The following is a 25,353-nucleotide window of genomic DNA, read 5'->3' on the forward strand; positions in this document are numbered from 1 at the left end:
GCGGAAGCGCCTTGGTCAGATCCGATAGGCAGATAAGAATCCGACGGAAAAGTCCGGTTTTGACTTTTCTGGCGGATTTGTTCTGACAGAGGATCTAGGCGCTGGAGCTGGACGATGATACCTTTGTCATGTTATGCACTAATAATTTCCTGGTAAACAACAAAAAAAGCCCGTTTCCGGACCCTTTTCTACATTGGAAAAATAAGCTTCAGCCCAAAGCCGAGCAGAATACTTCCGCCAAGCGCTTCACCGTATGTACCAAGCCAGGTTTGAACGCGTCTGCCAATCAGCAGGCCGGTCCACGTGAGAAGCATACTCACAACACCAAACATCAAAATGGTCAATAGCGTTCTTGCCCCGTAAATCCCAAGCGTCAGGCCAACTGAAAAACTGTCTAAGCTGACACTCAGCGCGAAAAAAAGCAAGCCGAATCCAACTGGAGTGATCATTGATTCCTGGTCCTTTTTAAACGAGGCAAGAATCATCTGGACACCAAGAATGATAAGCAGCGCCCCACCTGCAAGCGAAGCAATATGGCCGAATGTTCCTGAAAGCACTTTGCCGATCCACATGCCGGCGAGCGGCATCCATATATGAAACAGGCCGATTGTCAGGCCAATATAAAAAATCTGCCGAAGCCTGAGTTTGATCATCCCCATGCCAAGTCCGACCGAAAATGCATCCATTCCAAGCGCAAATGCCATCATAAATAACGTAATCAGTTCGCCAATCAATGCTTCGAGATTCATATACAAGCCTCCCCGGACACGCCTCAATCAAACTTATGCATGTCCGGGAAGGCTTAGAACATTTCAATTTTCCGGTTTGGATCATTCGTCCTATTCTTTTATTAAACGGTGGCCAGCCGCCTTCATGAGCCTGTTCATTACTGCCTGGCCCACACCGGCTGACGAAAAACTTTCGCTGAAAATACAATCTACATCCGTTTCATTAAATGCTCTTAGAACGTCATAAAGCTCTGAAGCGACTGTGTGCATATCTGCTCTGCTTCCGCAGGAAAAGACCACATCTGCCTCATAGTTTCCTGCCGTCTCTTTTGCAGAGAGAACGCCGACTTTTTTCCCTTCGCTTTTTGCCTCGCTGATTAATCCTTGAAGGAAAGAAGGCGTGCCGTCAACAATCGTCATCGGTGCAGCGGGGGCATAGTGTGTATATTTCATTCCCGGTGATTTCGGCGCCTGTGTCTCGTCGGTCAGCGCCTGGTCAACGGTCACTTCTCCAATCAGTGCTTGGAGCTGTTCCTTTGTAACGCCGCCCGGTCTCAGGATGACAGGGATTTGCTGTGTACAGTCCAAAACGGTGGATTCCACGCCTACGCCTGTTGAACCGCCGTCTACGATTCCGGCAATTCTTCCATTTAAATCATCAAAAACGTGTGACGCGCGCGTCGGGCTTGGTTTTCCCGAGAGATTCGCACTCGGTGCTGCTACCGGAAGATCCGCTTCCTTTATAAGAGCAAGCGCAAGCGGATGATCCGGCATTCTCACTGCGACTGTATCAAGTCCGGCTGTTACACGGTCTGACAAACCGGCTTTTTTAGGCAATACAAATGTAATTGGCCCCGGCCAAAGAGCGTGAATCAGTTTATCCACATAAACAGGTACATTGTGCGCAATCTCATGCAGCTGCTTAATAGAAGCAATGTGGACAATCAGGGGATTATCACTGGGTCTGCCTTTAGCCTCATAGATTTTACCCACAGCTTCGTCCGATTTTGCGTTGGCACCAAGGCCGTAAACGGTCTCCGTAGGAAAAGCAACAACCTCATTTTCCCTTAATTGTGCTGCTGCCTGTGCAATTTGTGGATAACTTGAAGATAAATCCTCCAAATTATCCACAATCCAAACATTTGTCTTCATTTTCCTTACTCTCCTGTCTAACATGTGAATAACTTAGTATTTCCCGCACTTTTCATTCATTCCTCATGAAAGTATAAAAGAACCCCTAAAAGAATACAAGCCTTATCCACAAAATGTGGATAAGGCGAGTGAATTAGTGGATAACTATGTGGATATATCCACATCAGGATGTTTTTGCCATCACTTCTGCATGTTCCTTGCTGAAAGACTCCTTAAAATGCGTTGACTGCAGCAAATGCTGCGGAATCTTCTCTTTTTCCACAGCCTGAAAGCCAATGATGCTTAGAAAATCAACTGCACTTCTGCTGTTTGCCACAAGATAACAGCTCCCCATACCCTTCTCTTTCGCGAGTGCATAAACACTTTCAAAAAGAGAAAGCAGGTGGGCCTGGTTCATAGACTCCGAAACCGCAAGCGAGCGCAGCAGGCCGTCTCCTCCGACCGGTTCAACACCAAGCGTAGCCGTGATCTGGCCATCACTCTCAAGCAGGGCAAAATACTCCACAAACTCTTCTATTCCGTCCGATCTCAAGCCAGCTTTCTCAATAAACGCTTTTATAGCCTGTACATCCTTTTTTTCAGCAATTCTTAACTGGTAGTACATCCAATCCCCCCGTTTTTCGTTTCTACTTCAACTCTATGACGAAAAATGATGGGATATGACCTGAGATATATTCCAGTATTGAAAAAAAGAGAGACGCACGGTCAAACCGTACGCCTTTTAGGAAAATACTCCTTCAAACCACTCTACTAAAAAGAATTTCACTTCTACTTCTTCTTTTTCCTCTTCTTCATCCACAATCAGGGAAGTCATCTCTTCGGATGCTTTTTCAACTGTCTCTTCTTCATCTGCAAGCAATGAAGCAAGCTCCTCAGATGCATCTGCCTCCTCAGCAGCAGGCGGCGCCTCTTCCTCAAGTTCAGCTGCCTGAACAGCCTGCCCGTTTGAAAAATCAAGGAAACATAGAGGCGGGAACAGTACACACCACCAGTTAGCGCCTTTTCCTTCGCCGAGCGTAATCAAAATCGCTTCATAATCACCGGCAGGGTAAATGTAGCTGCCGTACATCTTCGTCGGAAAGCTTACATTATTGAAATCAACCGTAAACTCCTGAACCATGTTCTCTCTCACAAGTGTCGCCTGGACAATCTTCTCAATCTCAGGAAGCCTTGACTTGATCAGCTCTCTTGCCTCTTCAACCGATGTCAGCTTCTCTACCCAAACAGTGATTTCCTTGTTTACCTCATCGCGGATCTTGCGCTTCAGCACCTGATCCTCTTCAGAATCACTATTAGCAAGAATCCGCAGGCGAATTGCCTCTTCCGGAATCACAACCGCCTCATTCACCTGCTGCGCACCAGCTGCAAGCGGCTCCTTATAAACGTTCATAACTGCCCCGATCATTAATAATGAAATATATATAAATGCCATATAATGTTTCTTCATTTTCATCACCATCCCCTTCTAGCAACCAGTATGGACAGGGAGGCAGAATCTTAAACTAGCTTTTTGAAAACTAGTAATCTATTTTTTGGGAGTGTTGTTTCGTGGATATGGGAGATTGAGCTGTCCTATGCAGTCCAGTAAGGTAAATCAACTGATAAATGCCTAAGATCTTGCTAGAAAAGGAGGTAGTTTGGGGTTGGGATGGGGGTTGGGTGTAAATGGAGAAAAGTTGGTTGTTACGCGTTCATTGTTGGTTGTAAAACGAATGAAGTTGGGTGTTTTGTACGTGTTGTTGGTAGTGACACAAGTATTTTCTCCAACGGGACAGGTGCTGCACACTGATTTAGCTGTCCGACGCAGTCCAAGACTGCAAATCAACTGATAAATGCCCAAGATCTTGCTAGAAAAGGAGGTAGTTTGCGGTTGGGTTGGGAGTTGGGTGTAAATGGAGCAAAGTTGGTTGTTACGCGTTCATTGTTGGTTGTAAAACGAATGAAGTTGGGTGTTTTGTACGTGTTGTTGGTAGTGACACAAGTATTTTCTCCAACGGGACAGGTGCTGCACACTGATTTAGCTGTCCGACGCAGTCCAAGACTGCAAATCAACTGATAAATGCCCAAGATCTTGCTAGAAAAAGAGGTAGTTTGCGGTTGGGTTGGGAGTTGGGTGTAAATGGAGCAAAGTTGGGTGTTACGCGTTCATTGTTGGTTGTAAAACGAATGAAGTTGGGTGTTTTGTACGTTTTGTTGGTAGTAACACAAGTATTTTCCCCAACGGGACAGGTGCTGCACACTGATTTAGCTGTCCGACACAGTCCAGGACTGCAAATCAACTGATAAATGCCCAAGATCTTGCTAGAAAAAGAGGTAGTTTGGGGTTGGGTTGGGAGTTGGGTGTAAATGGAGCAAAGTTGGTTGTTACGCGTTCATTGTTGGTTGTAAAACGAATGAAGTTGGGTGTTTTGTACGTTTTGTTGGTAGTAACACAAGTATTTTCCCCAACGGGACAGGTGCTGCACCCTAATTTAGCTATCCGACGCAGTCCAAGACTGCAAATCAACTGATATATGCCCAAGATCTTGCTAGAAAAAGAGGTAGTTTGCGGTTGGATTAGGGGATGGTTGTAAATGAGCCGAAGTTGGTTGATACGTAATCATTGTTGGTTATAAAACAAATGCAGTTGGGTGTTTTGTTCGCATTGTTGGTAGTTACATAAATAAATTGCTCAGCGGGACAATATTTTCCCGCCGGTACGTTGCTAAAATTAACATTCACGTGAAAAAATCATTTCATTTACTGCTCAAAACACTCTTTTTTCTACTCAAAATGCAAATTGTACGTGCTTAAAATTCGGTTTCCCGCATAGAAAGGTTTTTCCAAATAACCATTGAATACAAATAGAGGACAAAAAACAAAAGGAGAGTAGTATGATCAAAAAGGAAAGAGAAATTCCCATCAAGTTAGTGAAACTTGAAGCGCTGATCAGGCGCTTGCCTATGAATCATCCTAAACGTGGAAAAATGGAAGAGGAAACAGCAAAATTGCGAGCTGGATACAGAGGTGAGCAATCCATTGACTATTACCTTAAAGATGAGAAAAACCACTTCATTTTCCACAGTCTGAGACTGCAGCACAAGTCCACTGATTTTTTCCAAATGGATACTTTGCTTTTACATGAAAGCCATGTCATCATCCTTGAAATAAAGAATGCGAGCGGCACCCTGTGTTTTGACCGGACATTTCACCAGCTGATCCGGACTCAGAACGGGAAAGAGGATGCTTTTTCTGATCCAATTGAACAGGTCCATCGTCACCAAAAATTGCTGAGACATTGGCTTGCCCAACACCAGTTTCCGGATCTCCCCATTTATACACTGGTTGTCATCAGTCATCCCTCCACCATCATCAAGTCCATTCCGCCTTATTCAGAAACTGTAGCAAAAACGGTTCTTCACTCTTCACAGTTAGTCAGCAGATTGGAACTTTTAAGCAAGCGTCCGCACAATCTTTCCTTATCCACAAGAGAAAAGAATAAACTCTCAAAGCAATTAATCAAAAGTCATGTTCCTGCAAACCCGGATGTATTGGCTCAATATAAACTAACAGCAGATGATTTAATATCGGGGGTGCAATGTCCGTGCTGCAAACAGTTTCCGATGAAAAGGATATACGGACTTTGGTTATGCAGCCTTTGCCGGACCACCAGCAAAGACGCACACATTCCTGCATTAAATGATTATCATCTCCTGGTATCAGAGACGATATCAAATCGCGAGCTTCGCCGTTTTTTAAAAATAAACTCCTCTCAGTATGCTACACGAATTCTAATCTCCCTCAACCTTCAATCTACGGGCACTTACCGCAACCGCCGCTATCTCCTTAAACAGAAAAAAACGCCTCAATCATGAGGCGTTTCTTCTACAACAGCAAAAACCATTCTGTCCTTGCCGTTGATGTCGTATCTGACTTCAGCCTGTGCCTTGGGTAGCTGTTCAAGCAGCAGGGCTTTAACGTCTTCGCCCTGTCCGGCTCCGACTTCGAATGCAATTAAGGCACGCGTGCTGATGACGCGCGGGATGTCAGCTGCCAGTCTGCGGTAAAAGTCCAGGCCGTCTGCTCCGCCTGCAAGGGCTCGGTGAGGCTCGTGGTCTCTTACGACCGGCGAAAGCTCCAGCACTTCTGCATCGGGGATATATGGAGGGTTTGAGACAACCACATCCATTTTCGTTCCGCTTTCCATTACCGGGGAAAGCAAGTCTCCATGCATGAATTCCACTTCAGCCCCAAGGCTTTCTGCGTTCATCCTTGCGACTTCAAGGGATTCCGGTGCAATATCGACCGCCCTTACTTTAAAAGCAGGATTTTCAAGGGCAAGGGATATGGCAATGGCTCCGCTGCCTGTCCCAATGTCCGCTGCAGCAATCGTTTCATAGCCTTTAAACAGGCTTTTCGCTTTAAGCAAAATCCCTTCAACCAGTTCCTCTGTTTCAGGGCGGGGAATTAACACTTCTTTGTTGACCGTAAACGATCGGCCGTAAAATTCTTCTGATCCGATCATGTGCTGTACAGGAACTCCGTCTGCATGACGGTGAACGTCTGCTTTGAATGGTTCCCAGACTCCGTCTGGCAGGTCCATCCTTAAGGAAGCAAGCATTTCCGAACGGCTCATGTTCAGATGGTGGCGAAGCAGGAGCTCTCCCGCATTATGATCACGCTCTGCTTCTGCCAAAAAAGAAGAAGCCCACTTCAGGGCTTCGTACACCTTTATCATGCTTAACGGTCTGCCTGGTCGAGTCTGCTTGACTGATCCTCTACAATTAGAGCATCGACAAACTCATCCAGTTTCCCCTGCAGGATTTGATCAAGCTTTTGGATCGTCAGGCCAATGCGGTGGTCTGTTACACGGTTTTGCGGGAAATTGTACGTGCGGATCCGTTCTGAACGGTCACCTGTTCCAACAGCAAGCTTCCGGTTTTGATCGTATTCAGCCTGTGCCTCGCGCTGGAATTTGTCATAAACGCGCGCGCGAAGTACTTTCATGGCTTTTTCTTTGTTTTTAATCTGTGATTTTTCATCCTGGCAGGAAACCACTGTTCCTGTCGGCAAATGCGTCAGGCGTACGGCTGACATTGTCGTGTTGACACTCTGTCCGCCCGGTCCGCTTGAAGTAAATGTATCGACGCGGATGTCTTTATCATGAATCTCCACTTCCACTTCCTCCGCTTCCGGAAGGCAGACAACCGTCGCTGTGGACGTGTGAATTCTTCCGCCGGATTCTGTTTCAGGGACACGCTGCACACGGTGTGCACCGTTTTCGTATTTAAGCTTTGAGAATGCGCCGTTTCCGTTGATCATAAAGATGATCTCTTTATAGCCGCCGACACCGGTAGTGTTGGCTTCCATAACTTCTGTCTTCCACCCTTGAGCTTCGGCAAAACGGCTGTACATGCGGTAAAGGTCTCCTGCAAACAGAGCTGCCTCATCTCCGCCTGCAGCGCCGCGGATCTCCATGATAACGTTTTTGTCATCGTTCGGGTCCTTTGGAATCAGAAGAATCTTCAGGCGTGCAGCCAGGTCTTTCTCCTGTGACTGCAGCTCAGAAAGCTCTTCCTTCACCATGTCGCGCATATCAGCGTCCAGCTTGTCATCAAGCATGGCTTTGGCGTCGTCAATCTGTTCTTTTACTGATTTATATTCACGGTATACGTCAACTGTTTCCTGCAAATCGGATTGTTCTTTTGAATATTCGCGGAGCTTCTTTGAATCGTTGATAATATCAGGATCCATAAGTAGTCCGTTTAGCTTTTCGTAGCGGTCTTCTACGGATTGTAAGCGGTCCAGCACGTAATTCACCTCTATTTTCGTCCATAACGTTATAATTATAGTATAGGTTATTGAAAGCGTCAAAAGCAAATTGAAGGAAAAGCGGAATCGCTCGTTTAGCTCCGGGAGTCAGATAAGGAAGCGGCGGAAAAGGCGCTTTTTGCCTTTACCGACGATTCCGTTCTGACAGAGGAGTTGAGCGATGAAGCTGGACACGTAAAAAAGAAAGGACCAATTCCATGAACATCAAAAAAGTGCACCACATCGCCATTATTTGTACAGATTATGAGGTTTCAAAGGATTTTTATGTGAACAAGCTTGGTTTTGGTATTCTAAACGAGGCTTACAGGGCAGAAAGAGATTCATACAAGCTTGATCTGGCTGTCTGTGATCACACTCAAATTGAACTGTTTTCTTTTCCTTCCCCGCCGGAGCGCCCTTCGCGTCCTGAGGCGGCAGGTCTTAGACACCTTGCTTTCTCTGTTAAAAATATAGATGACGCAGTCGCAGAGCTGAATGCGCTTGGCATTGAGACAGAACCGATCCGGGTGGATGAGTTTACAGACAGGAAGTTTACGTTTTTCCAGGATCCGGACGGGCTGCCGCTTGAGCTTTATGAGGATTAAGTCGAAAGAGCTGGCGGAATTCGTAAAATCAGCACTTTCTTTGGCGAATTGATTCTTCTTTTGTCTGGCCGGAAGGGATCGGACTTTCTCTTATCGAACATGTTGATCATCGTGTTTTGTATGTTTCGGGAAAACTGGACAAGGGGGAATGGAGATGAATACAAGCCAGGTTGCCAAACTGCTGGGTGTTTCGCCGAAAACCGTTCAGCGCTGGGTGAAGCAGCTGAATCTTCAAATGGAGCGGAATGAGCTTGGTCATTACTTTTTTACAGAAGAGGATATTGGCACACTTCGTGATATTAAGGATCAGCTTAATCAGGGGATTCTTTTTCAGGAAGTAAAAGTAACGGAGAAAAAACCGCCTAGAAAAGCGGTCGTAAAAACAGCGGAAGCGCCCCCCGCTGATCTTAATTATGAAGAGATCATGCAAAAACTGAAAGCACTGGACCAAAAAATCAGCAGCAAGGCAGACAGCGTCGTCTCCTATCAGCTGCTGCAGCACCGGAGAGAAATTGAAGAACTGAACAGCCGCATTGAAGAGCTTGAAGTTAAGGTACAGACACTTGAAAAGCAGAAAGAAAAGCATCCGATGGAGCATGCTCTCGTCTTTGACCATGTAAAACCGCCTAAAAAACAGAAAAGAAGAAGTCTGATCAGTTCTCTTTTCAGCTTCTGAACAAAACAAAAACTCGTTTAAACAGAAACGAGTTTTTTATTTTGCCTCCAAGTCGACATGAACGTCATATCTCGGGATGATGTTCTGCATTTTCCTCTGCAGTTCTTCCTGTTTGTTCGCCATTTCCTGATCAGTCATTTCTTTTGAGGACACAACATCCACGCTGATTTTCCCGCCGTTCATCGTGATGTTCTCAATTTTCAGTGACGGGTCATTGCGGATGACCTCATGAAGCTTATCCATTTCATCCTCATTCTGCTCCCTGTTTTTGGACAGATTCAGAAAGTTCGGGTTCTGCTCGGTTGTTCCCCTGTTGTTTGAAACACCCTCCCCTGTCCTCTTCAGTTCGCTTCCTTTGTCTGATTCAGGCTGTATTTCTGATTGATTTGATGGATTGCCGCATGCCCCGAGAACCAGGATTAAAAAAAGGATCCATAACATTTTCATAAAAACACCTCCATTTGTAAGGTGCCCAAAAGGGTATGAAAAAAAGCTGCCCTTTGAAAAATTGGGGCAGCTTTCATCTTTATGACAAATTTTGAGTTTCCGGCTCTGATTGTTTTGACTGAGCCGGCTTTTCCGGCACCTCGTGATGGTGGCGGCATCTTGGTTCGTACGATTCAGAAGCACCGACCAGAATGATCGGATCATGGTAGGATGCAGGCTTTCCGTTGATCAGCCTCTGCGTTCTGCTCGCGGGTGAACCGCACACTGAACAGACGGCCTGAAGCTTTGTGACAAGCTCCGCAACGGCCATTAACGCAGGAACGGTGCCAAACGGCTCTCCTCTGAAATCCTGGTCAAGCCCTGCAGCGATGACGCGGTAGCCCTGGTTGGCAAGTGATGTGATGACCTGGACAATTTCGTCGTCAAAAAATTGCACTTCATCAACCGCAATCACGTCTGTTTCTGGTGTAATGTATTTAAAAAGGTCGCTTGAAGAAGCAACGGCATGACTGATGACGGCCGTGCCATTATGCGAAACAACCTCATCTTCACTGTAGCGATTGTCGATGGCAGGCTTGAATACTTTCACTTCCTGCTTGGCAAACTGCGCACGGCGGACTCTTCTGATCAGTTCTTCAGATTTACCTGAGAACATGCTTCCGCAGATGACCTCAAGCCACCCGCTTTGTTTCATAACATACATGAAAACGGCCTCCCCCTTCATTTCTTAAACGTTGTTCTATGGCCCCGAGCCTTTTGCTGCTTTCTATCTTTAAATGAACGGAATGCCGTTCATTGTAAGGTTCCATATGTACATGGATACTGCTTATTATGGCTGTTTTTCCCAAAAATAGCGGGAAACGGCGTAAAAAAACAGGCAAGACAGAAATCTCGCCTGTTTCCTTCAATCTATAATTATTTAAGACCGTATTTTTTGTTGAAGCGATCAACACGACCGTCAGCAGAAGCGAACTTTTGACGTCCTGTGTAGAATGGATGGCACTCAGAGCAAACCTCGATGCGCACCTCGTCTTTTACAGAACCAGTTTCAAATTCATTTCCGCAAGCACATTTAACCATAACTTTTTTGTAGTTAGGATGGATAGCTGCTTTCATTCCGTTTCATCTCCTTCCGCCCTGATTCGTTTACCGAAACAGAGTTATCATTTCCAGAAGAGGTTCTTCCGGAAAAGCACATAAAAAAAGTATAACAAGCTTCCAGTTAATTTGCAACTAATTTTACAATCGTTTTCCGGAAACGCCTGCTGCCTTCCATTCCGCATCAAGAATGCTGAAGAATTCTTCGTTGGATTTGGAGTTGCGCAGTTTTTTCAGGAACTTTTCTGCAAAATCAGGCGAATCTGACATCGATTTGCGGATGGCCCACAGCTTCTCAAGGTGATCTTTCGGAATAAGAAGTTCTTCTTTTCGTGTACCTGAGCGGCGAATATCGATTGCCGGGAAGATGCGTTTTTCTGCAAGGGAACGGTCAAGATGAAGCTCCATATTGCCTGTTCCTTTAAACTCTTCATAGATTACATCATCCATACGGGATCCTGTATCAACAAGAGCAGTCGCAAGAATGGTCAGGCTTCCGCCCTCTTCAATGTTCCGGGCAGCACCGAAGAAGCGCTTTGGACGATGGAACGCAGCCGGATCAATACCGCCTGAGAGTGTACGTCCGCTTGGCGGAATCACAAGGTTGTACGCACGCGCAAGACGTGTAATGCTGTCCATAAGGATAATAACGTCCTTCTTATGCTCGACAAGGCGCATTGCTCGCTCAAGAACAAGCTCAGCCACCTTGATGTGGTTTTCAGGAACCTCATCAAACGTTGAGCTGACAACGTCCCCTGCTACAGAACGCTCAATGTCCGTTACTTCCTCAGGACGTTCGTCAATGAGGAGAACAATCAGTTCAGCTTCCGGATGATTTGTTGTCACGCTGTTGGCAATTTCTTTCAGAAGCATCGTTTTACCTGCTTTTGGAGGCGCAACGATCAGTCCGCGCTGTCCGAATCCCACAGGAGCAATCACGTCCATGATGCGTGTTGAAAGGTCGCTTGGTTTTGTTTCAAGGATGATTTGGCGGTTCGGATAAAGCGGCGTCAAAGCCGGGAAATGAACACGCTCTTTCGCAGACTCAGGGTCATCTCCGTTAACGGCTTCCACATGAAGCAGGCCGTAGTAGCGCTCGTTTTCCTTTGGCGGACGGACTTTTCCGGACACCTTGTCCCCATTTCGCAAATCAAAACGGCGGATCTGTGAAGCCGAAATATAAATATCCTCAGAGCTTGGAGAATAGTTGATAGGTCTTAAGAACCCAAATCCTTCAGACTGAATGATTTCAAGAACGCCTTCCATGAACAATAAGTCCTCTTGCTCAGCGTTCGCTTTTAAAATGGCAAAAATCAATTCTTTTTTCGTCAGCTTGCTGTAATACGACACTTTGTAATGACGTGCAAGCTCATATAATTCTTTTAATTTCAGATGTTCGAGATTGGAAATAGAAACCTCGCTCATAACAGCACCACACTTTATAAATTATAAATACAGTTGTTCTTCCATCTATATGCGAGAAAAAAACTAGTAAATGGATCAGATATAGAGAAGAAAGAGAAGATAGGCTAGAAGTAGGAAAAGCAGTGTGAAAGGCAGCCCTTTCAATTTACGCAGCACTCTTTAGTTTTACCTTATTTGACTGATTTAATCAATAAGTTTTGAGTTTTGAAATGAGATTGAAACATTGAAATGCGGAATCGCCTTGGTCAGCTCCGAAGGGCAGAAAAGGGTCCGGCAGAAAAAGCCGGGTTTGCTTTTTTTGACGGAGCCGTTCTGGCCGAGGAGTTAGGCGATGCAGCTGGACACCACGAAAAGCGGAATCAGCCGGTTAGCTCCGATAGGCAGATAAGAAATCGAACGGAAAGGCCGGGTTTGCCTTTTCGGGCGATTTTGTTCTGACAGAGGAGTTGGCTGATGCAGCTGGACACCGCAAAATGCGGAACCGCCTTGATCTCTTCCACAATAAAAAACAGCCGGAAATAGAACAAACCATTTCTATACCCGGCTGTCTGCAGCGTGGCTGCGTTTTACTTTATGACAAGGTTCGGTTTTTTGCTTAAGCTGTGGGTTCCGTCGATGAAGCGGACGGTTCCTGATTTGGCACGCATGACGAGGGATTGAGTCGTTCCCGCGGTGCCTGTAAACTGAACGCCTTTCAGCAGCTCGCCGTCGGTAACGCCGGTTGCTGCGAAGATGGCATCATCGCCTTTTACAAGGTCCTCCATGCGGAGAACTTTGCTTGTGTCGATGCCCATTTTCTCGCATCGTGCGATTTCTTCGTCATTTTGCGGTAGAAGCTTGCCCTGGATTTCTCCGCCGAGGCATTTAAGGGCAACTGCCGCAAGAACTCCCTCAGGTGCGCCGCCTGAACCAAACAGGATGTCGACGCCTGTGTGGTCAAACGCTGTATTGATGGCGCCTGCGACATCACCGTCATTAATGAGCTTGATGCGTGCGCCTGCATCGCGAAGCTCTTTAATGATATGCTCGTGTCTTTCGCGGTTTAAGATTGTGGCAACGACATCTTCCACATTTTTGTTTTTAGCTTTTGCAACCGCCTTAAGGTTGTCAATGATTGGAGCGTTAATATCAATGCAGCCTACTGCTTCAGGGCCGACTGCAATTTTGTCCATGTACATATCCGGTGCATTCAAAAGGTTGCCATGGTCTGCGATTGCGATAACAGCAAGGGCATTCCAGCCGCCGGAGGCAACGATATTCGTTCCTTCAAGCGGATCAACAGCCACGTCAACGCGCGGGCCATAGCCTGTCCCAAGCTTTTCACCGATATAAAGCATCGGTGCTTCATCCATTTCGCCTTCCCCGATGACAACCGTTCCTTTCATCGGAATGGTGTCAAACACATCTCTCATGGCTGATGTTGCAGCATCATCTGCTTCGTCTTTTTTCCCGCGTCCCATCCAGCGTGCAGATGCAAGTGCCGCTGCTTCTGTTACACGGACTAGCTCCATTGATAAACTTCTCTCCATTGTTTCTTCCTCCCCATGTATCCCCAGTTGTTATAGGTATCTATTTACTTAAGAACTTTGAAGCTGTTCAATTTCCTGTTCTGTCAGCTTTTCGCGCCAGATTGTCGCGCCAAGGCTTGTCAGTTTTTCTTCAAGCTGGCTGTATCCGCGGTCGATATGCTCAAGTCCTGTTACCTCGGTTACACCTTCTGCCATCAGGCCTGCGGCGACTAAAGCAGCTCCTGCGCGAAGATCACTCGCTTTCACTTTCGCACCCTGAAGCTTTGTCGGGCCTGTAACAATAGCAGATCTGCCTTCCACTTTAATTTTGGCTCCCATTCTTCTGAGCTCATCAATATGCTTAAAGCGCGCAGAATAGATTGTATCCGTCACGACACTTGTTCCGGTTGACTTTGTAAGGAGTGACGTAAACGGCTGCTGCAGATCGGTAGGAAAACCAGGATAGACGAGTGTTTTAATATCGACAGCTTTCAGTTCCTTCTGTCCGCCGACAATCCAGATTTGTTCGTTGTTTGTTTCAACATGGATCCCCATCTCTCTGAATTTTGCAATGAGAGATTCAAGGTGAAGCGGAATAACGTTGTCGATCAGCACTTCCTGCGCCATGGCAGCTCCAATAATCATGTACGTGCCGGCTTCGATCCGGTCAGGGATAATAGAGTGTCTGCAGCCGTGAAGGCTTTCAACGCCGTCGATACGGATTACATCCGTTCCGGCTCCCTTAATTCTTGCACCCATGCTTGATAAAAGAGTGGCGACATCGATGATCTCAGGTTCCTTTGCTGCATTCTCAATGATGGTCTGTCCTTTAGCAAGCACAGCTGCAAGCATGATGTTGATGGTTGCACCAACACTGACGACATCAAGATAAATGCGGGCTCCTTTAAGCTCCTCGGCACGCAGATAGATTGCGCCCTGTTCATTTGTGACCTGTGCTCCGAGAGCTTCAAAGCCTTTGATATGCTGATCAATCGGACGCGGACCAAGATGGCATCCTCCAGGAAGGCCGATAACCGCCTTTTTGAATCGTCCGAGCATCGCTCCCATCAAGTAGTAGGAAGCACGGAGCTTTTTCACTTTTCCGCTTGGCAGAGGCATTGAAATCATTTCCGCAGGATTCACATACATCTCGTTATTCTTAAATTCTGCGGTTCCCCCGATTTCCTCAAGCAAGTCCTTTAAAATATGTACATCTGAAATATCGGGCAAACCTTCAATGGTGACGGGTGACTGGGCCAGTATTGTCGCCGGAATTAGGGCAACCGCACTGTTTTTGGCGCCGCTGATGCTTACCGTCCCTTTTAAAGGGTAACCGCCTGCTATTTTTAATTTTTCCATGATAGTCTCCTTTCTCAAAGAAGTTGGCTTTTCGATGTCTTGTCAGGTTTCGCCCTCTCAGTTTCATTCAGAACTGAAAAGCCGGCTCCTTTTTGAAAAGCCATCATGTTATGAGAATAAAATGGTGGTACTGTGACCAAAATCAAGCTGACGTTTCGGGTTGAGACGAAAGAGCAACAAAAAATGCCTCTTTTCAACAAATATTTTCCATTAATCCGACAAAGAATACAAGTTCAAGTTTTTTTTCTTTAACCTATTATGACATATGAAATTATTTTAGTGCACGATATGGTTCCTGTGGAGGCATGTAAATGAGGGTCATTGCCTGAATGGATGGAAGAATCGCATTGTTTTATCTAGTGCGGCGCTTTTCATATTGTCCAGCTCCGCTTTTCTAGCAGTGAATGGCAAGCCTAGGCTTGCCATTCCTGTTATCTATTTATCTTGCAATCTATTGCTGTCTGCTGTTCCAGTCTGCCAGAAACTTTTCGATGCCCTGATCTGTCAGGGGATGTTTGCAGAGCTGTTTGATGACACTGAATGGAATGGTCGCAATATGGGCGCCGTGCAGCGCTGCTTCTGTCACGTGCATTGGATGTCTGATTGATGCCGCGATAATCTTTGATTCAATACCGTGTAAATCAAAGATCTGTGCGATCGTAGAAATCAGCTCCATGCCATTTTGGCCGATATCATCAAGACGTCCGACAAACGGCGATACATATGTCGCTCCTGCTCTTGCAGCAAGAAGCGCCTGGTTCGCGTTGAAAATCAGGGTCACGTTCGTTTTGATGCCAAGGTCCGTTAAGGCTTTTACTGCTTTTAAGCCGTCCGGCGTCATTGGCACTTTCACTGTGATATTAGGGGCAATTTCAGCAAGCTCTTTGCCTTCTTCAATCATTTCCTCTGCCTTTAAGGAAATGACTTCAGCACTGACAGACCCCGATACGATTCCGGTGATCTCTCTAAGGCGGTCATGGAAGGATACATTCTCTTTAGCTACTAAGCTCGGATTTGTGGTTACTCCGGACAGGACACCGAGAGCCTGTGCTTCTTTAATTTCTTCGACATTTGCTGTATCAATGAAAAATAACATTCTGCCATCCTCCTAAGATATCAGAAAAATAGAACTTGTTTACGCTTACTTTCAATCAGAAAGGAAACCGCCTTTTCGTTTCCTGTGTATCAGAGGCGGTTTTCTTTTTTAAAATTAAGCTCTGTTTGAAGAACCGAATTCTTTCATCTTGCCTGCAACTGTTGCTTTGATTGCATCGCGAGCAGGTCCAAGATATTTGCGCGGGTCATATTCGTTCGGCTTAGCTGCAAGTGTTTCGCGGACAGCTTTAGCAGAAGCGATTTGGTTTTCAGTGTTAACGTTGATTTTAGCTGTACCGAAAGAGATAGCTTTTTGGATATCGTGAGTCGGGATACCCGTTCCGCCGTGAAGAACTAGAGGCATGCCAGTAGCTTTGCCGATTTCTTCCATCTCTTTGAAGCCAAGGTTAGGCTCGCCTTTGTAAGGGCCGTGTACAGATCCAAGTGCAGGTGCAAGGCAGTCGATGCCAGTGCGGTTAACAAGCTCTTCACACTCTTTAGGGTCAGCGTAGATAACGCCTTCTGCAATAATGTCGTCCTCTTGTCCGCCTACTGTTCCAAGCTCAGCTTCAACAGAAACGCCTTTTGAATGCGCATATTCAACAACTTTAGCTGTTGTTTCAATGTTCTCTTCAAATGGGTGGTGAGAAGCGTCGATCATTACAGATGTGAAACCTGCATCGATTGCTTCTTTACATTTGTCAAAACTTGAACCGTGGTCAAGGTGAATCGCAACAGGAACTGTTACGTTCAGGTCTTCCATAAGACCTTCAACCATTTTTACAACTGTTTTGAAGCCGCTCATGTAACGTGCAGCGCCCTCGGATACACCAAGGATAACCGGTGATTTTTCTTCTTCAGCAGCTTGAAGAATCGCTTGAGTGAACTCAAGGTTGTTCAGGTTAAACTGACCTACAGCGTAACCTTCTTCTTTTGCTTTATTCAACATTTCTGTCATTGATACTAAAGGCATGTCGAAATATCCTCCCTATGCAGCTAATTTGCTAAACCCGAAAAGCTTACGTAACATCTAGCATGACCAGAACGATTGCAATGTATGTAATCTGATTAAAATGTACACGGGCTTTTCTCATTCACTAGCATACCAACTTCTGAGAAAAACGGCAACTTTTCGACATAAGTTTGCCGATTTAGGGAGGCGTCAGTTCGAGCGGATCGGAAGGTACTTGCGGACAGCGTCGCGAATCTCGTCAATATCAAACGGTTTTGCGAAATGCGTTAGAGCCCCAAGGTCTTTCGCCTCCTGAATCATGTCCAGTTCACCGTATGCAGTCATGATAATGACGCGGATATCCGGCTCGACCACTCTCATTCTTTTCAGGATTTCTATTCCATCCATACCAGGAATTTTCATATCAAGAAGCACTAGATCCGGCTTATGCTTGTCTACAATTTCCAGAGCCTGAAAACCGTTTGCTGCCTGGAAGGTCTGATATCCCGCTTTTTGAAACACTTCGTTTAATAAAATACGGATTCCATATTGATCGTCTACAATTAAGATTTTTTCATTCATCTTCCTGCACCTCTTCATATTTGGATTATCCAGCTATTCTGCCGGTCAGCATGTATTGCAAGGAACCAAAACGTCCGGAAAACTGCTTACATCATAAAAGCAAATAAGGCACGAAACGCATGCCGGATTTACCTTTCTTTAGTATAAAACAGTCCGGTGAAACATACGATAGTTATTCGGTTGTGTGTATTCTTATTCCTGCTTAAACTTATCGACAAATTTCTGAACCTGTCCGGTTAGGTATTGGCTCTCTCATTCGTTATAATGGAGTCGTAAAGGAGTGTTCAGACAGATGATGAAGATATTTATGACCCAGTTAACCGGCCATTTCAGCCGCATTCATGAGCAGGAAGAAGAAGCCATTGAAGACGGCGCAAGACTGCTCGCACAGGCTGCAGTCGGAAGCGGCACGATTTATGTGCACGGCTTTGGAGAGCTTGAAGGGATTACGCTCGAGGCAACAGCAGGTTCAAACCCCCTTCCAAGTGCAAAACCGCTTTTCCTTGAGGACGGCACGATGAATGCACTGACAGACGCTGACCGCGTGCTTCTTTTCTCGCACCGTTCAAATGACAAAGAAGCGGTGGAGCTTGCGAAAAAACTCCGCGAAGATATGATTGGGACCACGGCAGTCTCCTGCTATATGAAAGAAGAACCTGGCGGCTTGGAAGAGCTTGCAGATGTCCATATTGATTCAAAGCTGAAAAAAGCGCTGATTCCGGATGAAGACGGCAGCCGCTACGGCTACCCCTCTCTGATGACATCCCTATTTGCCTATTATGCCCTGAGTTTTACGATGAAAGAGATGGTAAGTGAGTACGAGTAAAAAAACAAAGCATCCATGTAAAAAACCCCTGACAGTCTGAACTGTCAGGGGTTTTGCTTTTATTATTTCTTTTCAGATGCTGTAAGCGATGCATTGATAAACTCGCGGAACAGCGGCTGCGGTCTTGTCGGTCTTGATGTGAATTCCGGATGGAACTGGGAAGCCACGAACCAAGGGTGATCTTTAAGCTCAATGATTTCAACAAGTCTGCCGTCAGGGCTTGTACCAGAGAAGATGAAGCCTGCATCTTCCATAGCCTGGCGGTATTCGTTGTTGAACTCATAACGGTGGCGGTGACGCTCATAAATCACTTCGTCCTGGTAAGCTTCAAATGCACGTGAAGTCGTGTCAAGCTTAGCCGGGTAAAGTCCAAGGCGCAGTGTGCCCCCAAGGTCTTCGATGTCTTTCTGCTCAGGAAGCAGGTCAATGACAGGATACGGCGTAGCAACGTCAAGCTCAGAAGAATGTGCTCCTTCAAGGCCAAGAACGTTGCGTGCATATTCAATAGAAGCAACCTGCATGCCGAGGCAGATTCCAAAGAACGGCACTTTGTTTTCGCGCGCATATTGAGTTGCAAGGATTTTACCTTCCACGCCGCGGTCTCCGAATCCGCCAGGGACAAGGATTCCGTCTACATCAGAAAGAAGCTCCTGTGCATTAAGAGCATTTACTTCTTCTGCATTGATCCATTTGATGCTGATATCTGCATCAAATGCATAGCCTGCATGACGAAGAGCTTCAACAACAGAAATGTAGGCATCCTGAAGTTCAACGTATTTTCCGACGATGGCAATACGCACGTTCTTCGAAAGGTTGGTTACTTTTTGAACGAGTTCAATCCACTCTGACATTTCAGGCTCGCGTGAATCAAGTTTTAAGTGATCGCAAGTGATTTGATCAAGATGCTGTTCCTGAAGCGCCAACGGAATAGAGTAAAGCGTATCTGCATCACGGCACTCGATAACTGCGTTTGTATCAATGTCGCAGAACAGTGCAATTTTGTCCTTCATATCCTGTGAAATCGGCATTTCTGTACGCAGAACAATCACGTTTGGCTGGATGCCGAGGCTTCTTAATTCTTTTACGCTGTGCTGTGTCGGCTTTGTTTTCATCTCGCCTGCTGCCTTGATGTAAGGAACAAGTGTACAGTGAATGTACATCACGTTGTCGCGGCCGATATCGCTCTTCATCTGGCGGATTGCTTCAAGGAATGGAAGGGATTCGATGTCCCCTACTGTTCCGCCGATTTCTGTAATGACAACGTCTGCGTTTGTTTCTTTTCCTGCACGGAAGACGCGGTCTTTGATTTCATTTGTAATATGCGGGATAACCTGTACTGTTCCGCCAAGATAGTCGCCGCGGCGCTCTTTTTTAAGGACAGAAGAGTAAATTTTACCAGTCGTGACGTTGCTGTATTTATTTAAATTAATATCGATGAAACGCTCATAGTGACCAAGGTCAAGGTCTGTTTCTGCTCCGTCGTCTGTTACGAAAACCTCACCGTGCTGATACGGACTCATTGTTCCCGGATCCACGTTGATGTACGGGTCAAACTTCTGGATTGTCACCTTTAATCCTCTGTTTTTAAGCAAGCGTCCAAGAGAAGCTGCTGTAATCCCTTTACCAAGTGAGGATACAACGCCTCCTGTAACAAAAATATATTTTGTCATGTGTTCTTCTTCTCCCTTCAAAAGATGTATAAGATTAATGTGCACAAAAGAAAACATTCCCAATCGAATGGGAACGATTTATCTTTTATAAGTGTTGTCAGGGGGTCTTTCATGCCTGAAAAAAGGAAAAGCGCCTATGTCAGCCTGAAGGCTTAACTGCGCTAAAAAAAGAAAGCTCCCTTGCGCGTTGCGAAAGGGAGCATGGTATATATAAACCATTGGTATAGCTTTTAAAGAGCCCAAATAAGATTCTACCTAGTTGGCCCACTAAAGTCAAGACGATTATTTATCTTCTTCTTCGTCTTCTTCAAGATCCTCATCAAGGTCTTCGTCAAGCTCTTCCTCGTCAAGATCGAAATCTTCGTCTTCAATGACTTCGTCGATTTCTTCTGCATCATCTTCGAGATCATCGTCTTCTAGATCGTCGTCCGTATCATCTTCATACTCTTCGATGTCATCGTATTCAAGTTCTTCTTCATCCACTTCATCGAAGTCTTCAAGCTCAAGCTCATCAACCACTTTTTTCGCTTTTTTCTTCTTAGGTTTTGCAACAGGCACAACCTCTTCTTCGATTTGCTCATACGGGTACCAGCTGCGCAGGCCCCAAGTGTTTTCTCCAACACAAATATAACGGCCGTCGATGTTAAGATCTGTGTAGAATTGTGAAATTTTATCTTCTACCTGGCTTTTCGTAAGACCGATAATCTGGCTGATTTCTTTTACCAGGTCCAAGAAAACGTACGGCTGTTTCTTTTCAGTCATCAGGTCGTAGGCTACTTCAACCATTGACAATTCTTTAAGCTGGTCCTTAGAATATTGTGAAATACTCAAAGTGAGGCACTCCCTTTCTAGTCGTTCATCTATTTGTAGATAAGAGCAGGTTCTATTCTCATCTATTAAGAAATCCGGAAGTGAGATTGCTAGTACTGTCCGAATCCTATGTATTCAAGTCATACCATTCATTATAAACAAATTCTAACACTTTATGCTACCTTAATCTTCTTCCTTCTAATAAAATGGAATAATTTTTGTCAAAACTGCGCAGACTCATGTTTTTTTAAATGTCTTATCCCATAGATAGTTGTACTATGCTACCAGTTGTACCCGTTCCCTTTCGCTCCAGTCACTTGCTTTCCGCGGGGAGGGCCGGGAGCCTCCTCAGCTTCGCTTGCGGGGTCTCCCTTGCCCTCTTCATCCCGCAGGAGTCAAGTGCCTTCCGCTGCAGGTCACTGGAGTTTTTATGCTTGCTTCAATAATCCTTGTGGTGAAAAATCCTGCTCATATGATTAGAGGTAAGAACAGGAAGATGAGAAACACCTTAAATAAAAGTGATTACTCGGGGGAGTGACGCCACTTTTGAGGTTCACCCACCGATAAACTGGCAGCAATACTTCCAGCATTTAAATCTCTCTCCCTCTTGAACGTTCTATTAGATATACAAAGAGTACACTGGTCAATATAAACGGAAAAAATCCGGACTATTTAAACCTCAGTCCGGATTAGTATTTGCTGTTACCTATCAGCGGCCATTATTCAGCTGCTTAAAGTTGTTCTGCAGTTCTTCAAGGCGCACTCTTCCTTGTTCGCGAAGCTGTTTGTTTTCGTCTTCGATGGCTTTTGTTTCGTGCATGCCTTTTAGGATGATGCTCCATGTTTCTTCAATTGTTTCCATTTTAATGCCGGGGCTTCCTGCAAGTCTTGCAATATCCACACTCTGTTTTGAAATATTCTGTGCGTTTCGGAGAAGCATTTCATTTGTGCGCTTTTCAAGCTCGTTCATTGAATCTGCGACGAGTTTCTGTCTTTTGGCTGCTATGGCGTTGATCAGGCCGGTTTTAAAAATAGGAATCGTAGTGACAAACGCAGAATTGATTTTTCCGATCAGCTTTGTGTTCCCTCTTTGCAGGAGGCGGATTTGCGGTGCGGACTGATAGGCTACCTGTTTGGCAAGTTCGAGATCATAGACCCGCTGTTCAAGCACCTCAATTGAGTTCCGCATCGTATCAAGCTCCATTTGGGCGAGCTGGTTGCCCTCCGCTGCTTTTGCTTCTAATGCCGGAAGCTGCTGCTTTAGTTCAGCTGCTTTCATATCTCCGGCGACAATGTATTTTTCAAGCTCCATGTAGTAGTTGAAATTTTGTTCATAAAGCTGCTCAAGCGTATTTGTTGAACGCTTCATCTCATCCTCGTATTTCACAATTTCAAGGTAGACTTTATCAATTTCGCCGCCCATTGTCTGATACTTTGACATGATTTTCTCTACCAGCTTCTGTCCGCGGCTGAAGAATTTTTTTATGCCCTTTTGCTCGGCAAAGTCTTTCGGATCAAAGCGGTCCATGATTCTCCCGAGGTGTTTCAGGAGGGCGCTTGATTCTTCCATGCTGCTCGACTTCATGGTGTTCAGGATTTTTCCTGAAAAAGCTGAAATTTCATCAGCAGGTGCTTTTCCGTATTCAAGGATTGCCACCTGATTCTTGTGGTCAATGCTCTCTGCAAGCTTTTGAACCTCAGGCTCTTTTTGAAGCTGAAGCTTCATATTGTTCGGTCCTTGTTCGAGAACCTCTTCCATCTGATCTGTTTTGCTGAGTCCAGGTACTTGAGACATACGCGAAATCCTCCTTTAATATGGTTTGGATGCCTGTTCACACAGGTATTTCTGCTCGCATAAATAATGCGGCTTAAAAGATTTTCCGGATGAATTTCTTGAATTTCGACGGCTCCTGATAGACTTCATTAAAGCTCATTTCCTCCAGCCAGTGGCTGTCGTAATGCTTTTCATCGACAAAATTTTCAATGTCGTTGTGGCCGGGAGGATTGCAGATCACGATATCCAGTCCGAATTCATTCATCAGCAGAAGCATCGCAGCGTCTGAGCGCGTCATGTAGCCGTTGTTTTCATTATTATAAAGAATGAGCCGGGGCACATGCTGGGAGTAATCGAAATTCTGCATCAGTTTTATCAGGCTTTCCGGAATATTCATCGCCTGATTGAACAGGTAAAGCTGCAGGTCATATGGACTTTCCTGTTCCAGCCTTTTAAGCTTTGGATCAGCACAATACCTTGAAATCGCATCAGCCAGCCCCTTTTGAAGGCCTGTCGGAAGGTTTGAATACTTCCACCAGTGGCTTCCCATCATTTTATCAGCCTGCAGCACCTGATTTTCGTTCAGGGCGTTCTGGTAATGAAAATGGGGATTGCCTTTCGCTTCCCAAGTAAACGGGAAGTACTTGACGACAGCCGCATGTTCATAGTCAGCGAGGTCCTGAATTTTGCCCCAGTATGAGCGTCTGTTTTTTGTCACCCCGAAGATTTTTGAGAAAATAGCGGGTATATGAACCATGTTGTCCCGGACTTCAAAGTCTGGACGCAGGAATGCTCTTTCCTTTATAAGAATAAAAAGTTCATCATACGTTGTTTTCAGCGTCCGTGCATTTGGGGAATAATTTCTGAATTGCCATGGCTTATAAAGCATGGATTCGTCTGAATGAAGAACCTGGTCAATTTGTTTTGAAGCTTTGTATGCCACAGTTGATGTGCGCTCCGGCCTCACCTTTGGAAACGCTGTCAGTTCGTGAGTCCCCGGAAAACGGACGATTTTGCTGACCGCTTCTTCCGGATCTTCCTCCTTCAGGATATCTGTCCCCTCCGGATGGGCAATGATGACATCGCATCCGAACCGGATCAGGAAATGAAGGAAGAACTGTTCGCTTTTCGTTGCATTTCCGTACCAGAAAAACGCAGGCTGCCGGACGCAGGCTGTTTTTTGCAGCTCAGGATGCAGGTGGTTCCAGGTCCATTTAATCAAATCAACAATGATGCGCCGGAAATCAGCGCTGTCATTCGCTTTATCAGGAAAGAAACGCGAAAGCATGTGAATGACACAAGTCCGCAGGTGGCGGTTTAACTCCGGATCGGAGAGAACCGGAAGAAGGCGGTCTCTGTCCATAAAAGCAACAAACCGGTTCACGGAGAGCTTTTCGTTTTTATGCAGAAGCAGCAGGTTCTGTATCGCCTGAAATTTTTCCTGCGGGATGTTTTTATCCAGAGATTCACTTAGAAAATGCACACCGAGTTCTTCGTGATGAACAAGGTCAAAAAGCATTTGATAGTATTCGTCATCTGTTAATGGTGTTCCAAGCAGCCTGACGGCAACTTGCGGAATTTTCACTTCAGAGGGAGTGTTCACATAATCCGGACGCTCAGGCAGCGGCATAAAAAGAAGAGTCTGCCAGTCTGTGTCCAGATGTTCTGCAGGCGCAGGCTTATATGTTCTTATCATCTCTCTTCCCTCCTCTGAAAATATATCTCCACGTTACTTTCCGTTTCGTCTTTTTTCGCCAAAGACTCGGCACATTCCTTCACTCGTAACCACCCATGTTTTTCCGAACTTCCGGATGGTGCCCGGCGGAAACTGATTGACCCTTTTTCTGAGGGCAGAATCATCGATTCCCCATTCCTTGCAGGCCTGAGCGGAACTCATTATATTTTCATCCAATAGATTGGTCTTCGTTTTTTCTGCTGTTACCAAGACGTTCACTCCAATAAGAACTGAAGAAAATCAGCCGTGAAGCCATAGGCACCCTGCTTCTATTGTACCACTTTATACAGGTAAATATTTCTATTTACTGTGGACAGGGTTGATTTTCGCCAGGACATTTTCCAGAATTTCCTCTGAAGCGAAGATTCCATTTTTCGACGTTCTCTGAATGGCCCCTGACAGTCTTGCGCCTGACTCGCCAAGTTCGCCGTGCAGGGGTGAAAAGGCAAGATCGGCTTCTTCAAGCATGCAAAGGTCAAGCAGGGAGTCGCCGGCTGTCATCACGGTTTTTGCACCGGCAGCTTCTTTCACATAGGCAACTGCATCCCATTTATTGATCGGTTTCGGCACAAAATACAGCTTTCTTCCCTGTAGTGAATGCTTCCATCCGTTACGGTCCGCCCAGAGAATAAACTCCTGAAGGCGTGCCTCAGGTATATTTTCGCGTTCAATAATGTTGTATAAAAAGAGATTCTCGGCATTTTTCTGTTTCAGCACCCAGTCATCTGAAGCTATCTCCTGAAATTTAAGGGAAACATCCTCCAAACTTGTGCACTCATCTTTCATGCGTGCTTCAAGATGCTGTTTCCACTCTTCGTCAAGCTTCCCCTCTTTGAAAACATGTCCGCCGTTGCTCGTTACAGCGTAGCGCGGAAGGATTTCCTGCTGAAAGATGGAGATCCGCCCGTATTGGGACGGGGTTCTGGTTGTTACAGGAACAAACGTCATCTGTCCGGCTATTTCCTTCAGCATGGAAATCGCTTTTTTCGTCATGAACGAAATTTCCTGGCCGTCGAGAGTTTCAATCAATTGAATATCCTCTTCGCCAACCGGCTCACGGAACGATCTTCTCGAATAAATGAGCGTCTGATCCAGATCACTTGCAAAAATCACAGCAGTAC

General features: G+C 45.7%; 25 protein-coding genes. 4 read left to right on the forward strand and 21 right to left on the reverse strand.

The genetic code is table 11. The annotated features are described in order from the left end of the window. Positions 1-188: 188 nt before the first annotated feature. The 4 genes from JOJ89_RS20010 to spoIIR form a co-directional block, all read right to left on the reverse strand. A complete protein-coding gene (locus JOJ89_RS20010) occupies positions 189-749 on the reverse strand; it encodes a manganese efflux pump MntP (protein WP_029283332.1) in 561 nt (186 codons plus the stop codon). Positions 750-839: 90 nt separating this feature from the next. Then, positions 840-1,880 (reverse strand): L-threonylcarbamoyladenylate synthase, encoded by a 1,041-nt coding sequence (locus JOJ89_RS20015; protein WP_203289166.1) that lies wholly within the window; start codon positions 1,878-1,880, stop codon positions 840-842. Between the two features lie 163 nt (positions 1,881-2,043). Further along, the gene (locus JOJ89_RS20020) at positions 2,044-2,484 is read right to left on the reverse strand and encodes a GNAT family N-acetyltransferase (protein ID WP_203289167.1); all 441 of its coding nucleotides are present in this window, start codon (positions 2,482-2,484) and stop codon (positions 2,044-2,046) included. Positions 2,485-2,601: 117 nt separating this feature from the next. Beyond that, the gene (gene spoIIR / locus JOJ89_RS20025; protein ID WP_203290398.1) at positions 2,602-3,327 is read right to left on the reverse strand and encodes a stage II sporulation protein R; all 726 of its coding nucleotides are present in this window, start codon (positions 3,325-3,327) and stop codon (positions 2,602-2,604) included. A 1,426-nt stretch (positions 3,328-4,753) separates the two neighbouring features. Between spoIIR and JOJ89_RS20030 the strand changes: the two genes are divergently transcribed. After that, a complete protein-coding gene (locus tag JOJ89_RS20030) occupies positions 4,754-5,734 on the forward strand; it encodes a nuclease-related domain-containing protein (protein ID WP_203289168.1) in 981 nt (326 codons plus the stop codon). On the opposite strand, the gene prmC is transcribed toward JOJ89_RS20030, so the two are convergent. Both prmC and prfA read right to left on the reverse strand, forming a co-directional pair. Beyond that, a complete protein-coding gene (prmC, locus tag JOJ89_RS20035; protein WP_203290399.1) occupies positions 5,725-6,594 on the reverse strand; it encodes a peptide chain release factor N(5)-glutamine methyltransferase in 870 nt (289 codons plus the stop codon). The two genes, JOJ89_RS20030 and prmC, sit on opposite strands and share 10 nt — an antisense overlap. Positions 6,595-6,599: 5 nt before the next feature. Further along, on the reverse strand, positions 6,600-7,670 hold the full coding sequence (gene prfA / locus JOJ89_RS20040; protein WP_029283322.1) for a peptide chain release factor 1: 1,071 nt from the start codon (positions 7,668-7,670) through the stop codon (positions 6,600-6,602). 218 nt (positions 7,671-7,888) lie between these two features. Between prfA and gloA2 the strand changes: the two genes are divergently transcribed. Both gloA2 and JOJ89_RS20050 read left to right on the forward strand, forming a co-directional pair. After that, the gene (gene gloA2 / locus JOJ89_RS20045; RefSeq protein WP_203289169.1) at positions 7,889-8,275 is read left to right on the forward strand and encodes an SMU1112c/YaeR family gloxylase I-like metalloprotein; all 387 of its coding nucleotides are present in this window, start codon (positions 7,889-7,891) and stop codon (positions 8,273-8,275) included. 154 nt (positions 8,276-8,429) lie between these two features. Next, positions 8,430-8,951: a MerR family transcriptional regulator gene (locus tag JOJ89_RS20050; RefSeq protein ID WP_203289170.1), complete on the forward strand. Its 522-nt coding sequence runs from the start codon at positions 8,430-8,432 to the stop codon at positions 8,949-8,951. Between the two features lie 36 nt (positions 8,952-8,987). Here JOJ89_RS20050 and JOJ89_RS20055 read toward each other — a convergent pair whose 3' ends face one another. The 9 genes from JOJ89_RS20055 to JOJ89_RS20095 form a co-directional block, all read right to left on the reverse strand. Further along, positions 8,988-9,398: a hypothetical protein gene (locus JOJ89_RS20055; RefSeq protein WP_203289171.1), complete on the reverse strand. Its 411-nt coding sequence runs from the start codon at positions 9,396-9,398 to the stop codon at positions 8,988-8,990. A 79-nt stretch (positions 9,399-9,477) separates the two neighbouring features. Beyond that, the gene (locus tag JOJ89_RS20060; RefSeq protein ID WP_029283314.1) at positions 9,478-10,101 is read right to left on the reverse strand and encodes a thymidine kinase; all 624 of its coding nucleotides are present in this window, start codon (positions 10,099-10,101) and stop codon (positions 9,478-9,480) included. A gap of 212 nt (positions 10,102-10,313) precedes the next feature. Then, on the reverse strand, positions 10,314-10,514 hold the full coding sequence (rpmE, locus tag JOJ89_RS20065; RefSeq protein WP_029283312.1) for a 50S ribosomal protein L31: 201 nt from the start codon (positions 10,512-10,514) through the stop codon (positions 10,314-10,316). A 123-nt stretch (positions 10,515-10,637) separates the two neighbouring features. Continuing rightward, entirely contained in the window at positions 10,638-11,921 is a 1,284-nt protein-coding gene (rho, locus tag JOJ89_RS20070) for a transcription termination factor Rho (protein WP_029283310.1), read from the reverse strand. Between the two features lie 566 nt (positions 11,922-12,487). Further along, positions 12,488-13,450, reverse strand: a complete 963-nt coding sequence (gene glpX / locus JOJ89_RS20075) for a class II fructose-bisphosphatase (RefSeq protein WP_029283308.1) — start codon at positions 13,448-13,450, stop codon at positions 12,488-12,490. Between the two features lie 48 nt (positions 13,451-13,498). Further along, positions 13,499-14,788 (reverse strand): UDP-N-acetylglucosamine 1-carboxyvinyltransferase, encoded by a 1,290-nt coding sequence (locus JOJ89_RS20080; protein WP_029283306.1) that lies wholly within the window; start codon positions 14,786-14,788, stop codon positions 13,499-13,501. A gap of 451 nt (positions 14,789-15,239) precedes the next feature. Continuing rightward, positions 15,240-15,884, reverse strand: coding sequence for a fructose-6-phosphate aldolase (gene fsa, locus JOJ89_RS20085; RefSeq protein ID WP_029283304.1), 645 nt, complete (start codon positions 15,882-15,884; stop codon positions 15,240-15,242). Between the two features lie 114 nt (positions 15,885-15,998). Continuing rightward, complete coding sequence (locus tag JOJ89_RS20090; protein ID WP_203289172.1) at positions 15,999-16,856, reverse strand: class II fructose-bisphosphate aldolase; 858 nt, start codon at positions 16,854-16,856, stop codon at positions 15,999-16,001. A 189-nt stretch (positions 16,857-17,045) separates the two neighbouring features. After that, positions 17,046-17,417 (reverse strand): response regulator, encoded by a 372-nt coding sequence (locus JOJ89_RS20095; RefSeq protein ID WP_029283300.1) that lies wholly within the window; start codon positions 17,415-17,417, stop codon positions 17,046-17,048. 292 nt (positions 17,418-17,709) lie between these two features. Here JOJ89_RS20095 and JOJ89_RS20100 point away from each other — a divergent pair, with 292 nt between their 5' ends. Continuing rightward, positions 17,710-18,243, forward strand: a complete 534-nt coding sequence (locus JOJ89_RS20100) for a DUF2529 domain-containing protein (RefSeq protein WP_203289173.1) — start codon at positions 17,710-17,712, stop codon at positions 18,241-18,243. A gap of 62 nt (positions 18,244-18,305) precedes the next feature. On the opposite strand, the gene JOJ89_RS20105 is transcribed toward JOJ89_RS20100, so the two are convergent. The 6 genes from JOJ89_RS20105 to JOJ89_RS20130 form a co-directional block, all read right to left on the reverse strand. Continuing rightward, entirely contained in the window at positions 18,306-19,913 is a 1,608-nt protein-coding gene (locus JOJ89_RS20105) for a CTP synthase (RefSeq protein WP_203289174.1), read from the reverse strand. A gap of 282 nt (positions 19,914-20,195) precedes the next feature. Further along, entirely contained in the window at positions 20,196-20,744 is a 549-nt protein-coding gene (gene rpoE, locus JOJ89_RS20110) for a DNA-directed RNA polymerase subunit delta (RefSeq protein WP_029283294.1), read from the reverse strand. A gap of 688 nt (positions 20,745-21,432) precedes the next feature. Continuing rightward, positions 21,433-22,518, reverse strand: a complete 1,086-nt coding sequence (locus tag JOJ89_RS20115) for a toxic anion resistance protein (RefSeq protein ID WP_029283292.1) — start codon at positions 22,516-22,518, stop codon at positions 21,433-21,435. 73 nt (positions 22,519-22,591) lie between these two features. Then, positions 22,592-24,193 carry a YceG family protein gene (locus tag JOJ89_RS20120; protein WP_203289175.1) on the reverse strand — a complete coding sequence of 534 codons (1,602 nt, stop codon included), beginning with the start codon at positions 24,191-24,193 and terminating at the stop codon, positions 22,592-22,594. A gap of 33 nt (positions 24,194-24,226) precedes the next feature. Then, positions 24,227-24,442 (reverse strand): helix-turn-helix domain-containing protein, encoded by a 216-nt coding sequence (locus JOJ89_RS20125; protein ID WP_051827358.1) that lies wholly within the window; start codon positions 24,440-24,442, stop codon positions 24,227-24,229. Between the two features lie 90 nt (positions 24,443-24,532). Then, positions 24,533-25,345 carry an HAD family hydrolase gene (locus JOJ89_RS20130; RefSeq protein ID WP_203289176.1) on the reverse strand — a complete coding sequence of 271 codons (813 nt, stop codon included), beginning with the start codon at positions 25,343-25,345 and terminating at the stop codon, positions 24,533-24,535. Between the last annotated feature and the right edge of the window lie 8 nt (positions 25,346-25,353).

The sequence above is a fragment of the Metabacillus sp. cB07 genome (assembly GCF_016839225.1).
GTDB lineage: Bacteria > Bacillota > Bacilli > Bacillales > Bacillaceae > Bacillus_P > Bacillus_P indicus.

Excerpts from the sequence above, each read along its gene's own strand:
- gloA2 (WP_203289169.1), top strand. The coding sequence starts at position 7,889 with ATGAACATCAAAAAAGTGCACCACATCGCCATTATTTGTACAGATTAT.
- JOJ89_RS20055 (WP_203289171.1), bottom strand. The coding sequence starts at position 9,398 with ATGAAAATGTTATGGATCCTTTTTTTAATCCTGGTTCTCGGGGCATGC.
- rpmE (WP_029283312.1), bottom strand. The coding sequence starts at position 10,514 with ATGAAAGCAGCTATCCATCCTAACTACAAAAAAGTTATGGTTAAATGT.
- JOJ89_RS20060 (WP_029283314.1), bottom strand. The coding sequence starts at position 10,101 with ATGTATGTTATGAAACAAAGCGGGTGGCTTGAGGTCATCTGCGGAAGC.
- JOJ89_RS20100 (WP_203289173.1), top strand. The coding sequence starts at position 17,710 with ATGATGAAGATATTTATGACCCAGTTAACCGGCCATTTCAGCCGCATT.
- JOJ89_RS20020 (WP_203289167.1), bottom strand. The coding sequence starts at position 2,484 with ATGTACTACCAGTTAAGAATTGCTGAAAAAAAGGATGTACAGGCTATA.
- rho (WP_029283310.1), bottom strand. The coding sequence starts at position 11,921 with ATGAGCGAGGTTTCTATTTCCAATCTCGAACATCTGAAATTAAAAGAA.
- JOJ89_RS20050 (WP_203289170.1), top strand. The coding sequence starts at position 8,430 with ATGAATACAAGCCAGGTTGCCAAACTGCTGGGTGTTTCGCCGAAAACC.
- glpX (WP_029283308.1), bottom strand. The coding sequence starts at position 13,450 with ATGGAGAGAAGTTTATCAATGGAGCTAGTCCGTGTAACAGAAGCAGCG.
- fsa (WP_029283304.1), bottom strand. The coding sequence starts at position 15,884 with ATGTTATTTTTCATTGATACAGCAAATGTCGAAGAAATTAAAGAAGCA.
- JOJ89_RS20105 (WP_203289174.1), bottom strand. The coding sequence starts at position 19,913 with ATGACAAAATATATTTTTGTTACAGGAGGCGTTGTATCCTCACTTGGT.
- JOJ89_RS20015 (WP_203289166.1), bottom strand. The coding sequence starts at position 1,880 with ATGAAGACAAATGTTTGGATTGTGGATAATTTGGAGGATTTATCTTCA.
- JOJ89_RS20090 (WP_203289172.1), bottom strand. The coding sequence starts at position 16,856 with ATGCCTTTAGTATCAATGACAGAAATGTTGAATAAAGCAAAAGAAGAA.
- JOJ89_RS20120 (WP_203289175.1), bottom strand. The coding sequence starts at position 24,193 with ATGATAAGAACATATAAGCCTGCGCCTGCAGAACATCTGGACACAGAC.
- spoIIR (WP_203290398.1), bottom strand. The coding sequence starts at position 3,327 with ATGAAGAAACATTATATGGCATTTATATATATTTCATTATTAATGATC.
- JOJ89_RS20030 (WP_203289168.1), top strand. The coding sequence starts at position 4,754 with ATGATCAAAAAGGAAAGAGAAATTCCCATCAAGTTAGTGAAACTTGAA.
- JOJ89_RS20115 (WP_029283292.1), bottom strand. The coding sequence starts at position 22,518 with ATGTCTCAAGTACCTGGACTCAGCAAAACAGATCAGATGGAAGAGGTT.
- JOJ89_RS20080 (WP_029283306.1), bottom strand. The coding sequence starts at position 14,788 with ATGGAAAAATTAAAAATAGCAGGCGGTTACCCTTTAAAAGGGACGGTA.
- JOJ89_RS20095 (WP_029283300.1), bottom strand. The coding sequence starts at position 17,417 with ATGAATGAAAAAATCTTAATTGTAGACGATCAATATGGAATCCGTATT.
- JOJ89_RS20010 (WP_029283332.1), bottom strand. The coding sequence starts at position 749 with ATGAATCTCGAAGCATTGATTGGCGAACTGATTACGTTATTTATGATG.